The organism is Flavobacterium gillisiae, from assembly GCF_900107635.1.
GTDB lineage: Bacteria > Bacteroidota > Bacteroidia > Flavobacteriales > Flavobacteriaceae > Flavobacterium > Flavobacterium gillisiae.
The window spans coordinates 329,748-342,233 of record NZ_FNRD01000003.1 but is presented as its reverse complement, the minus strand read 5'-3'; the positions used below and the strand labels follow the sequence as shown (position 1 = coordinate 342,233).

The window sequence follows — 12,486 nt, the reverse complement described above, 5'->3', positions numbered from 1 at the left end:
TATCAAAATAAATTATTTGAAGCTAAAAGTATAGTGTTCAATTCGGGAATTGAATAGGGGAAATTAAGTTCGATTATGGTCTTAAATTAGTTTTAGGAGTATAATTTTAGGATTATATGAATTTTAAGGAGATGAATTGAAATAGAAAATACTGCTAGATGTCAGTTTGGTACTACTTAGAGATATAGTTGTCAATTCGGGAGGGGAGTTGTCAATTCGGGAGCATTTGTTGTCAATTCGGGATCATTTGTCAATTCGGGAGTATTTGTTGTCGATTCGGGAGCGGACTTGTCATTTCGGGATCATTTGTTGTCAATTTGGGAGTATGTGTTGTCAATTCGGGAGAATTTATTGTCAGTTCGGGAGAGGAGTTGTCAATTATGGAGCATTTGTTGTTAATTCGGGAGAAAGAGTTGTTAATTCGGGAGTATTTGTTGTCAATTCGGGAGTATTTGTTGTCGATTCGGGAGCATGTGTTGTTATTTCGGGATAAAGACTTGTCAATTCGGGAGGGGAGTTGTCATTCCGGGAGAAAGAGTTATCATTTCGGAGTATTTGTTGTCATATCGGGAGAGCAGTTGTCGATTCGGGAGTATTTGTTGTCGATTTGGGAGTGTTTGTTGTCGATTCGGAGTATTTGTTGTCATATCGGGAGAGCAGTTGTCGATTCGGGAGTATTTGTTGTCGATTTGGGAGAGGAGTTGTCAATTCGGGAGTATTTGTTGTCGATTCGGGAGCATGTGTTGTTATTTCGGGATAAAGACTTGTCAATTCGGGAGGGGAGTTGTCATTCCGGGAGAAAGAGTTATCAATTTGGGAGTATTTGTTGTCAATTCGGGAGAAAGAGTTGTCGAAAACGAAGTTTCTGAGTTGCTCGTAAAAGGAACCATACTTACTCATTTTACATTTGAGGTATGGAATGAAATAATAGGGCTAGTTGTGATATACTTACTTGGAGTTTTCATAAGGGGTACCCCTTTATGAGTTTAGGAAGAATTATTTTTGTAATGATAGTTGGAGGAGAAAGAAATGGAAATAGAAAGATGCTGTGAAGTGTCTTTTTTTATGCACTTTTTTTTTAAAGTGAGGAAAGCCGTAAAAGATTAAAATTATAATGGAATACTTTTACTTCATAAAGATGTATCAATATCACTAAAAGTGGGTATTGTAAGAATGATTTGAAAAGCTTTTATTTACGAGCGGAGGTAAATAGGGCTTGAAACTTTAAAAAAGTATAAGTTGTTGATGTTATATATTAGGTGGTAGTAATTCTATCACGAATTAGGTTAAATATCAAGATATGGAAATAATTAAAATTGATTGGGAAAATTGCTTTGGCATAGGTAAGTTAAATCACGAATTTGACTTCAATGCACAAAACTCAAATACATTTATGATTTATGCGCCAAACGGGACAATGAAAACTTCATTTGCGAAAACGTTTGATTTGGTTTCAAAAAATGTACCTAGTAATATGCCTTGTGATAAAGTTCACGTCAAAAAAATACCGAAATATGAAATTTATTCTGATGGTATCGCAATTAAACCTGAAAGTATTTTGGTCATTAATGCTGAAGACAATGGTTTCGATGCCTCTCATCGAATTAGTAATTTTTTAGCAAGTATTGATTTGAAAAAAAAGTACGAAAAAATATATTTTGAACTTGAAGAGCGTAGAATAGAATTTATTAAAAAACTAAAAGCTGTTTCTCAAAGTACAGATTGTGAAACGGAACTTATTGAAAGCTTTGCAGATCAATCGAAAAATACATTTTTTGAAGTTTTGTTAGACACATCAAAAAGTCTAAAAGTGTCATTTGAAAAATATAACTTTCGATACAATGATATTTTTGATAAGAAAGATAATGTCAAAAAATTTTTAGATAAAAATCAAAAACTTCTTGATCAATACGTTTCTGACTACAAAGATCTATTATCTAAATCAAATTTTTTTAAGCAATCAAATAACCCTTTTGGTACAGCACAAGCAAATGAAATTTTAAAATCAACCGAAGACAATGCTTTTTTTGAAGCAGGACATAAATTTGTTTTAGAGGACGGAACTGAAATTATAGATGCCGCTACCTTAAAACAACTTGTCCAAGAAGAAATGAGCAAAATCCTAAGTGATCAAAAGCTTATTCAAGCTTTCGAAAAATTTGATAAAGCAATTGGTTCAAATATAGAACTCAGAACATTTAAAAAAGTCATAGAAAAAGACAATTCAATTTTAGTAGAATTAAGCGACTATAATGGTTTTCAAAAGAAGATTTGGGTAAATTATTTATCAGAAATAAAATCTGATACTGAAGTTTTAGCGAGACACTATGAAGTACAAAAAATTGAAATTGAGAAAATTATAATTGAAGCCAAAAAGGAAATTGATCTTTGGAAAAAAATTATTCAGACTTTCAATTCTAGATTTTATGTTCCTTTTGAGGTCATTCTGGTAAATCAAGAAGATATTCTTTTAAAGGAAGACACTGCTAATTTAGAATTTGACTACATCGATAAAAACGAAAATCCTGTACGTCAAAACAGCGAAAATCTTTTAAAAATTCTTAGCAAAGGAGAGCAAAGAGCATATTTTATTCTCCAATTTCTATTCGAAATTGAATCAAGAAAAAATAGTACGGACAAACACCTGATAATTTTTGATGATGTTGCGGATTCGTTTGACTATAAAAATAAATTTGCTATTATTGAATATATCCGTGACTTACATTTGTCAAACGATTTTCGAATAGTTATTCTTACTCATAATTTTGACTTCTATCGCACAATTGCTTCTAGAATTGCCCTACCACATAAAGTTGTTTACATGGCTACTAAAAGCGATGAAAAAGAAATAAAGCTTCATCTGGGACAGTATCGGAATGACCTTTTTGCGCATTTAGTCTCTAACTACAAAAAGCCTAGATTCTTTATTAGTCTAATTGCGTTTGTCAGAAATATAATTGAGTATACCGAATCTATCGAATGTGAAGATTACAAATTATTGACTAGCTCAATGCATAAAAAGAGAGGTTCTGAAAGTTTAACCGTTCAGAATACTTTTGATATATTTCAATCTAGACTAATAAAGCTTGACGGAAAGACAATAGACTTTGGAAATAAAAATCTATTTGAATTCATATTTGAAACGGCTGATGCAATAAGTAATGATCCTAATTTAAATGAAATTAACATAGAAAATAAAATAACGCTTGCAATAGCTATTAGGCTGAAAGCTGAAATTTATCTTATCTGCAAACTACCAGAAGTCGATTTGAACTTGATTACAAACAATCAGACAAATGTATTATATCAAGCATATAAAATTAAATTTTCCACTAGTCCAGCTGTTTCAATTCTTGATAAAGTTAATTTGATGACCCCAGAGAATATTCATATAAACGCATTTATGTTTGAACCATTGATCGATATGTCAGTAAATCACTTGAAAGATTTATATGAGAAAACGTGTAATCTAAATTAAGAACTGCTGCTAACAGATAAGGTTTCGTTGGACTTGAAAAACGAACAATGAAGCAATGTTGAGCGGAATTGGAGGTAGTTTACTTAAGGGGATTGGTTATTCATAATAGTATAAGGTCGGTAAGGTCTCAGAAAATAGGGGAGTAGCTTTCTGTTTTTTTTGTTTATTATTGGAGATTACTAAGTTTAATAATTCCTGTAAAGTTGTATATATTTGATGATGTTTACTCGTTAACTATAATGCCTGCGCGTCAAAATTGGAATCTATAAAAAAAATATAATGAAAAAATTATTTGCAGTATGTTTATTTACTCTTTTTTCAATAAACACATTTGGACAAAGTATTGTAAAAGACAGTATTTCTCAAAAATATGAAGCGAGTGAAATAATTGCACTTGACGGTTTAAAAGCTGATGTAATTTTCACTAAAGCTAAGGAATGGATTGTGCTAAATTATAAATCAGCAAAAGACGTTATTCAACTAGCAGATAAAGAAAGTTTAAAAATAATTGCGAAAGGTAATTTCAGATCAACATTGTTTATGAAGGAAGGTTTTATTTCTCATACTTTAGTTTTAGATTTTAAAGATGGAAAAATGCGATATACTTATTCTAATTTCAGTTATTATAGCTCTGGTTCAGGAAATATGGATTTTGAAAGCAAAAGTTTAGGTTTCAAAAAATCGATTTTTAAGTCAACTGAAAAAGACATAAAAACTTCAATAGATGAATTAAAAATATATATTTTACAAAATACAAATAAGAAAAGTGATTGGTAAAAAATGCACTACAGTTAACAGCCTTTGAGCTGGTGTATGATTTAGTGGAATTGCCGTTTCGTATCAACTTTATTTTAACACGTTAACCGAAAGGTTACGAAGCATGCGCCATTTCAAAGCGGCAAAGCGTCAGACAACACAGTAGAAAAACGGATAGAACCAGAATGTGGATTCTCACGAAGAATCTGACAGATTTTTTTTGTGTTTATCCGAAGAATTAAAAAAATATGAATTAGCGTTAAACAATAAAAAATCCAAAACAATTCCATTGCCACAAGCAAGTGTCAAGAATTGGGTTACGAAATTGAATCATTTTAATTTTACTAACACATACATAGTAAATGGAAAAGAAGCAATTAGAGTAAAAGAATTAAAAGGTTTTTTAGATTTTGCAATTGAATTAATGTTAGATGAAGAATCAGATGGTTCAATCATTAATTATGCAATAAAAATCATATCTAATAAGCATTTAGATAAAAACGCAAAAAATTATTACATAAAGCAAATTCATCATCTAGTTTTATTATATCCATATTTAATAAATCTACTTGAAGTTAAAGTTTTTGAAACCCATAATATTGACAAATCAATTATCAAAGAAATTGCAAAAGATATTTATGCTTACGGTGTTAAGAAAAAAATACATGAAGCTTGTTCCTATGCCGTTTATTGGTCATTAAAATATGATTTTAAAATTGACTTAACAACGCTTAAAGATGATTCAATTTTATCAACAGATTGTATATTTATGATGGTTTCATTCCTTTATGACAAAAAACACGAAAAGAAAGCATATTTAAAGGAATATAAAGACCAAGCAAAATATCTTAAAATTGATGATTTTGACAGATATTGGCTTTATATCTACGAAATTCTTCCTTGGACTGAATTGAACGACAAGTACAGAATGATGAAAAAAAACGGTTTAACATTTATAAAAGCGGAATTTAATTAAATATAGGGCGATCGGCTAACAGCTAAGGTTGGGCTTGAAAATCCAACACCCGAGCGAGAGCTAATGGACGAAGTAATAAAGTCCATGTTGAACGGAACCGGCGGTAGTTTACTTATGGGAATTGATTCTTATAGTGGTAGAGTTCAAATATTTTATAATGCGCCTTTTTTGCACGACAAATCAACTATGTTTACTTTAAATTGAGTTCTAAAAAGATCTTTTAGCGCTTTCTATACGAAATCACTCTATCGTTAATCACATAAACAATCAGATAAGAAAAGACAGCTCATGACACAAAATCCAAAGATTTATAGAATTGATCAAAAGCAGCGTATCTTAAAGGATTTAAAAGACGCTGAATCTATAATTGTGAAAGTAATTACTACGTCAATAAAGGTTCTTGGAATCAAGTCAGACTTCAAAGCCGAGAATTTAAAAAGCATAACAAAAGAAAATTTCACATATTATCTCTACTTATTTAATTCAAAAGAATTTGTTTCTGATTGGCATGAATTTTTACCACACAATTTAAGAGATGATGAAAACTTTAGCCAACAAAAACTTTCACTAATATTATTCATAGTAACGGAATATGATATTTTTTGCGTTATTGGAGGTAATGCATATCAAATGATTCTTCCTTTTATTGATCATTCGTTTGGGCTTAATGTTTATGCCAGGATTATGAAACCTGAATTAGACGAATTAGCATCAATAAAATCTAGAGGTATTACAGGGGCAGTTGCAGGTCAAAATCAACAATTCCGTGGAAATTACCGAATAATAGATTTTATAAAATTCGGAAAAGTTCCTCAAGAAATACACTTGAAATTAAGTCAAGAAATAACAGATTTACATTTCAATTTTTTAAAAAGTAAACCTAATGATAGAATCCAAGTATTTGTTGGAAAAGCTTTCAAAATAAAAAAAGGTGTTGATTTTGAAAGCCTACACAAGATCATTATTGAACTGGGTTATATTTCTGAATTAGTTCCATCCGATTATTTAAGCTCATATCAGGAAATCACCGATAATGTATTTATAGATAATTTTTGCAAGCCGGAATTAATTAAAAGAATGTATAATGATATTGGAAATGTAGGAAATCGAAATTTAAGTCCTCATAATAAATTTGAATACGACTTTGCCAATCCCAACAATATTGAAAAATTTTATGAAGCTGATGAATATAAATTAAAAGAAAAAACAGAAGGTGGGGGGTATGTTATGTTTAAAAAAGTAAACGATAAAACTGAAATTTATGATGCTGTTTTGTCAAGAGCTGTTGAGAAATATGGAGATAATGATCTATTTAATTTTAAAATTTTTCTTCAAGGTGTTAGAATTTCTTGTTACCAAAACAATAATAAAAAGAGTACAGTTACTTCAGGCTTTTTATTTCACATTTCAACAGAATTTCCTGTACAAGGAAAACCAGTATTTCTCATAGACACAAAATGGTATATTTTGCGTGATTCGTTTATAAATGATTTGAAAATAAATACGGTACATATCTTAAAAACTTATCCCGCGCCAAAGCATATTCTCAAATTAAGTTGGAATAAGCAATTAATAAATACTGAAAAGCAATATAATTTGCAGTACAATAATATTCCAAACTACATTGTAATTGATACAATTATTACTGATGGTGTGGAATTATGTGATATTTTAAATTATGACGATTCAAATATCTATTTAATTCATGTAAAATATGGCTTTAGTTCTAACATGCGAGAACTCACAAATCAAGTAACTATTGCCGCAAGGCGTTTAAAAGATGCATTAGGTACAAAAGAAAAAAACATATTAGATAAACTTTATAATAGTCTCGTTAAAAAGCAACATAATATTGACGGCTTATCATTAGAAGAATTTAAAAACTTGTTTAATAGAAAAATAACTTTTGTATTGGCATTTACTTCTCAACTAAAAGTTGATTTAAAAGTTGAAAGTCATATTGATAAATTTGAATCGAATATTGCACGATTTTCACTAATTCAATGTTCAAGTGAAATGAGAGCAAATTATTATGACATGTTGACTTTTCAGATAAATCGAGAATGAATGTCATTGTAAGACTCTTTCAATTCATAATATATCTAAAGTAAACTCGTTTTATATGTAAAAACAGATAGTTTGTAGGGTTATGAATGTAGGATCTCTTTACTTGTATATAAATTAGGTTATCTGTATCAGGCCCTCCTACAATAATTCCCTCTGTTTTAAATGTCTCAAACTTTAATTTATAAATTATTAGATGAAAATATAAACAGATTTTTCTTAATTCTAAAAATAAAAACTAAATCATCGATTGAACCATTAAACCTTCTTTAAATTTATCTCTCAAAATCATCATGTCCTCACTCACTTTTTTATCTAAAACTTTTGCATAATGTTGTGTGGTTCGTAAGTTTTTGTGTCCTAGCATTTTGCTCACGCTTTCAATAGGAACCCCGTTTGTGAGTGTTACAGTGGTTGCAAAAGTATGTCGGGCAATGTGAAAAGTAAGTTCTTTTTCAATTTCACAAACGCCGGCAATTTCCTTTAAATAGGCATTCATCTTCTGGTTACTCAAAATGGGTAGCAGTTTGTTTTGATTGCAGCATTCTGGATGATCTTCGTATTTATCAATAATCATTTGGGTAATTGGAAGAATTGGAATCTTCGAAGCCGTTTCTGTTTTCTGGCGGTGTGTAAATATCCATTTCTCTCCGTCAATACCAAGGCTTATGTGGGACTTTGTTAAGTTTTTGACATCAATGTATGCCAAGCCGGTAAAGCAGCTAAAAAGAAAGATATCGCGTACTAATGATAATCTATCTGTTTTGAAATCTTTGTTGATGATATTCTGAATCTCTTTCTCTGATAAATATACGCGTTCCACTTCTCTGACTTTGGCTTTGTAGTTACTGAAAGGGTTTCTGTCAATCCAATTATTGGCCAAACATATTTTGATGATTTTGCTGAAGTTCTTTATGTATTTAACCGCGGTGTTGTTGGCGCAGTTTCGAACACTACGCAAGTAGAATTCATAATCGGTTATAAAAGCATGGTTTATTTTATCAATCTCGATATCGGATATTTTGTATTTCCATTCCAGAAAATCTTTGGTGTGCTTTAAAGAAGTATTGTAACGTTCCAATGTTCCTGGTGCATATTCTTTACCCACCAATTCTTTGATTTTGTTGTTGTGGTCTTGGAAGATAGGGATGAGGGTTCTGCGGCGTTCTTTGATACCTAGTAATTTGTTTTTTAATGTTTCAGAATTTATAGGAATGTCGGTTTTGATTAAGTTTTTCTCAGCATCGTATATTTTGGATTTCAAATGTTCAAGATGTCCATTTATTGAACGAGCTTCTTCTGAGGCACCCCTCATTTTAGACATTTCGGTATGCCATTTGGAGGGATCAATAAACTTTCCTGTACTATTATCAATGCGTTTGCCATTGATAGTTATTCTTTGAAAAATAGGAACTAACCCTTGTGCGTTGACTTTGGCTCTTTTTAAGTAAAAGAGGATTGAGATGTTTTCATTCATAGCTGGTGACCTTTAAGTTAATAGAAATTTAAAATTACTATCAACACAAAACAAGATGTCCATTTAATGAACTCCTTGCTATTATTGGGATTACCATAGGTAGGGGCACAATTTTTTTGAATTTTGCAAGTGCCCCGAATAGTACCCCTTTTAATATGATAAACTATGAATAATTTGGAAGGGGTATAAAAGAAAAAACCCTCTAAATCATACGATTTAAAGGGTTTTGGGAGGTTATTTGAATTAACCAGCGGAGAAAGAGGGATTCGAACCCCCGGACCTGTTACAGTCAACAGTTTTCAAGACTGCCGCATTCGACCGCTCTGCCATTTCTCCAGTGAGCGACAACCATTACCTGATTGCGAGTGCAAATATAAGCACCTTTTTCGATTAACAAAAACAATTTGAAGAAAAATTTCAACTGTTTTTTAAACTATTTTTTAATCGTTTCATTTCCTTTATATTAGCTTGAAAATATTTTTAGAAATAAAATCAAAATATTTTAGTATTTTACATATTCCGTGATTTCTAAGCCGTATCCAATCATTCCAACTCGTTTTCCTTGCTCTGTATTTGAGACTAATCTAATTTTAGAAATATCAATGTCGTGTAATATTTGAGCACCAATCCCATAATCTTTACTATCAATAATGATTTTAGGAGCTTTCATTTTTCCTTCTGATTGTAATGCTTTCAATTCGGAGATACGGTTCAGTAAATTTACGGACTGCATATCTTGATTGACAAAGATAACAGCTCCTTTACCTTGCTCGTTTATGATTTTAAACATATCATCAAGCTGCTGGTCTGCATTATTAGTTAAAGTACCTAATAAATCGTTATTTACTTGAGATGAATTGATTCTTGTTAAAACAGGCTCGCCTAGATTCCAAGTTCCCTTCGTAAGTGCGATATGAATTTGTTTATTGGTCGTTTGCTCGTACGCTCTCAAACGAAAAGTACCAAAACGAGTTTCTATATCAAAATCATCTTTTTTAACAATCAGACTGTCGTGTTGCATTCTGTAGGCTACTAGAGCTTCGATAGAAACTAATTTTAAATCGAACTTTTTAGCCACTTTTGCCAATTCAGGCAAGCGTGCCATAGAGCCATCTTCGTTCATAATCTCTACAATAACTCCCGCCGACTTAAAACCGGCCAATCTTGCGAAATCAATAGCAGCTTCAGTATGACCTGTTCTTCTAAGGACGCCTCCTTGTTTAGCTATCAAAGGAAATATATGTCCCGGTCTGGCTAAATCATGTGGTTTGGTATCAGAATTAGCGAAAGATAAAACAGTTTTAGCTCTATCTGCAGCAGATATTCCTGTGGTTACACCACCACCTCTCAAATCTACAGAAACCGTAAAAGCAGTTTCCATCGGGTCAGTATTGTTAGTAACCATCACGTGTAATCCTAATTCTTTACAACGGCTTTCAGTTAATGGAGCACAAATCAACCCACGGCCGTGAGTAGCCATGAAATTAATCATTTCCGGTGTTACTTTTTCGGCTGCAGCCAAAAAATCACCTTCGTTTTCACGATCTTCATCGTCAACAACTATGATTATTTTCCCTTGACGGATGTCTTCGATTGCTTCTTCTATTGTGTTAAGTTGTATTTTATTTTTAACCATGATAGGTATTTATTTTTTAGATGGAAATAATTTTTGAAATAGTTTTTGGAATGGACTTAAAATAACGTCCATGTTTATTAATCCTATATCATTTGTTGCGCGATAGGTTAATAGTATAGCTAATGGGGTCAGAATAAAGGATGACATCCAGGCTCCCATAAAAGGAGATAGGCCATTTTCTTGTGCTATTTTTTTTCCGAAAGTGTTTATAAAGTGAAAGGAAATAAAAATTAAAACAGCAAATATAATAGGCAATCCAAGACCACCTTTTCTAATAATGGCGCCCAAAGGAGCTCCTATAAAAAACATCATAAAACAGGCATATGCGATTACAAATTTATCGTAAAATGCAAGTTGATGGTTGTTAATGTTTTTCTGTTTGTTTTCTAAGTTAACCCTAGTAGCATCAATGGAGTATCCTGTACTGACCGTGTTGCTGTTTGCCATTTTTAATATCTCCAATTTTTGTTTATCAGTATACACTGATAAAATATCGGCGGGAAGTTGTTTTCTTTTCTCGACGACTGTTTTAGGGAGAATGTTGTTGTTGGTTATTCCAGTTCTTAAATTGATGTTTTCCGAATACGATACGATTTCGGTTTTCAAATTTTTATGCAAGGAATCCAATGTATAGCTTAACTCATTAATCGTTAGCATTGTATTGGTGTTGGCGATATTATTTTCATCGACGTCCACTTTATTCAATTGCGATAAATCGATGTTGAGAGTATATTTTTTGAAGGCGCTTTTCGCGAAAGGCAATTTTGCTCTGTCTTCATATTTTTTAGGAACGAGATCCTCATAATAGTTACCGTTATTAAGTACTAATTGTAAGATACTAGATTTCTCGCTGCTGACTAATTTTCCGTCTTTTGCTTTGATTACGGTTTTACTTCCGTCACCTATACTGGATTTCTTATGGATAGTAATACCAGTCAAAATATTCCCGTTATCGCCAGACTTTTTATTGACTTTGATATTGTAATCTCCCACATCGCTAAACTGTCCTTCGGCTATGGCCATGGCTGGTTTTACTTGCGCGATGTTTTTTCTGAAATTGATAAATTTATATTCTGCGTACGGAATTACATTGTTGGCAAAAAAGAAAGCAACAATACTTAATAAAAGAATAAATGCGGTGAGGCTTCTCATAGCTCTTTGCAATGATATGCCCGCTGATTTCATAGCTGCAAACTCATAGTTCTCCGCTAGATTTCCAAAGGTCATTATCGAAGCAAGCAATATGGAAAGGGGTAATACCAGCGGAATTATTCGAGGCATCGAGAACATCAAAAACTTAATGATTAAAGCTATATCCAGATCTTTACCAGCTAGTTCAGCTATAAAGAGCCAAACAGTCTGCAGTATGAATATAAAAAACAAGATTACAAATACCGTAGTAAATGTAATCAGGAATGTTTTTAATAAGTATTTGTCGAGAATTTTCACCTAGAGTATTAATCTAATTTATTGATGTAGTAATTTGGATATTTACTTTCGGCAAAGGTAAATTGATTTTTTGACAAAGGTTGATTGGTTTTAAAAGAATTAACGGTTAAAGTAGTTTTTGTTCCTTTTTTACCCATTTCTATCAAATTATAGATGTGTTTTGTTTGAACATCAATACCCAATAGTATTTCTTTTCGCTGATCTCTAGGATTAGTAGGGATTAATTTGATGTATTGTATTTTGCGTCCTCTTACATCTTGTAGGATATCCATAGAGTATTTGTAACCACTATTGAAAAATGTTAACATTTTTGAAGGTGTAATGGCACTGTCATCTTTTTCGTTAAAGCTCGAAATCGTAATTTCTTCATCTTCCGGAACAATAGTATAGGTTTTTTTACCGTCGAATATTTTAGTAATACCCATGAAATTCAAAACGTATTGATTGTTTTTCATCGTTACATTTCCTTTACTGTCCTGATTGATATTTTCTTTTGAATTGTTCAAAGAATATTTAAAATCAATTACAATGTTGTCATAACTTCTAACTTTTGCAGTCACTTGATCTAAAAGCGCTTTTGCTTTTTTGTCTTGTGCTTGTGTCGAAAAGCTAAAAAGTAGGATAAATGTAATTAGAATAATTTTTTTCAT

9 protein-coding genes and 1 tRNA gene are annotated in these 12,486 nt (G+C 31.7%); 5 read left to right on the top strand and 5 right to left on the bottom strand.

Translation table 11 applies throughout. The features are described 5' to 3' along the window. The first annotated feature begins 1,300 nt into the window (after positions 1-1,300). The 5 genes from BLV35_RS06645 (at position 1,301) to BLV35_RS06630 (ending at position 7,277) form a co-directional block, all read left to right on the top strand. Entirely contained in the window at positions 1,301-3,478 is a 2,178-nt protein-coding gene (locus BLV35_RS06645; protein WP_091086684.1) for an ATP-binding protein, read from the top strand. A gap of 279 nt (positions 3,479-3,757) precedes the next feature. Then, entirely contained in the window at positions 3,758-4,255 is a 498-nt protein-coding gene (locus BLV35_RS06640; RefSeq protein WP_091086680.1) for a DUF4468 domain-containing protein, read from the top strand. A gap of 166 nt (positions 4,256-4,421) precedes the next feature. Continuing rightward, positions 4,422-5,210, top strand: a complete 789-nt coding sequence (locus tag BLV35_RS06635) for a hypothetical protein (RefSeq protein WP_091086677.1) — start codon at positions 4,422-4,424, stop codon at positions 5,208-5,210. Between the two features lie 63 nt (positions 5,211-5,273). Continuing rightward, the gene (locus BLV35_RS19260) at positions 5,274-5,414 is read left to right on the top strand and encodes a hypothetical protein (protein WP_176980584.1); all 141 of its coding nucleotides are present in this window, start codon (positions 5,274-5,276) and stop codon (positions 5,412-5,414) included. An 84-nt stretch (positions 5,415-5,498) separates the two neighbouring features. Next, the gene (locus BLV35_RS06630) at positions 5,499-7,277 is read left to right on the top strand and encodes a DUF6119 family protein (RefSeq protein WP_091086674.1); all 1,779 of its coding nucleotides are present in this window, start codon (positions 5,499-5,501) and stop codon (positions 7,275-7,277) included. Between the two features lie 235 nt (positions 7,278-7,512). Here the strand turns inward: BLV35_RS06630 and BLV35_RS06625 are convergent, their stop codons facing one another. The 5 genes from BLV35_RS06625 to BLV35_RS06605 all read right to left on the bottom strand — a co-directional run bounded on the left by BLV35_RS06625 (position 7,513) and on the right by BLV35_RS06605 (position 12,486). Further along, positions 7,513-8,751: a site-specific integrase gene (locus BLV35_RS06625; protein ID WP_091086671.1), complete on the bottom strand. Its 1,239-nt coding sequence runs from the start codon at positions 8,749-8,751 to the stop codon at positions 7,513-7,515. A gap of 251 nt (positions 8,752-9,002) precedes the next feature. Continuing rightward, positions 9,003-9,087 (bottom strand) — tRNA-Ser (locus BLV35_RS06620). Positions 9,088-9,253: 166 nt separating this feature from the next. Beyond that, positions 9,254-10,387, bottom strand: a complete 1,134-nt coding sequence (ribB, locus tag BLV35_RS06615; protein WP_176980583.1) for a 3,4-dihydroxy-2-butanone-4-phosphate synthase — start codon at positions 10,385-10,387, stop codon at positions 9,254-9,256. 9 nt (positions 10,388-10,396) lie between these two features. Further along, entirely contained in the window at positions 10,397-11,836 is a 1,440-nt protein-coding gene (locus BLV35_RS06610; protein ID WP_091086665.1) for an LptF/LptG family permease, read from the bottom strand. 8 nt (positions 11,837-11,844) lie between these two features. Further along, on the bottom strand, positions 11,845-12,486 hold the full coding sequence (locus tag BLV35_RS06605) for an outer membrane lipoprotein periplasmic chaperone LolA1 (protein WP_091086747.1): 642 nt from the start codon (positions 12,484-12,486) through the stop codon (positions 11,845-11,847).

What these genes read in the sequence shown, in the direction of transcription:
- BLV35_RS06640 (WP_091086680.1), top strand. Translation starts at nt 3,758, where the DNA reads ATGAAAAAATTATTTGCAGTATGTTTATTTACTCTTTTTTCAATAAAC.
- BLV35_RS06645 (WP_091086684.1), top strand. Translation starts at nt 1,301, where the DNA reads ATGGAAATAATTAAAATTGATTGGGAAAATTGCTTTGGCATAGGTAAG.
- BLV35_RS06630 (WP_091086674.1), top strand. Translation starts at nt 5,499, where the DNA reads ATGACACAAAATCCAAAGATTTATAGAATTGATCAAAAGCAGCGTATC.
- BLV35_RS06625 (WP_091086671.1), bottom strand. Translation starts at nt 8,751, where the DNA reads ATGAATGAAAACATCTCAATCCTCTTTTACTTAAAAAGAGCCAAAGTC.
- BLV35_RS06605 (WP_091086747.1), bottom strand. Translation starts at nt 12,486, where the DNA reads ATGAAAAAAATTATTCTAATTACATTTATCCTACTTTTTAGCTTTTCG.
- BLV35_RS19260 (WP_176980584.1), top strand. Translation starts at nt 5,274, where the DNA reads ATGGACGAAGTAATAAAGTCCATGTTGAACGGAACCGGCGGTAGTTTA.
- ribB (WP_176980583.1), bottom strand. Translation starts at nt 10,387, where the DNA reads ATGGTTAAAAATAAAATACAACTTAACACAATAGAAGAAGCAATCGAA.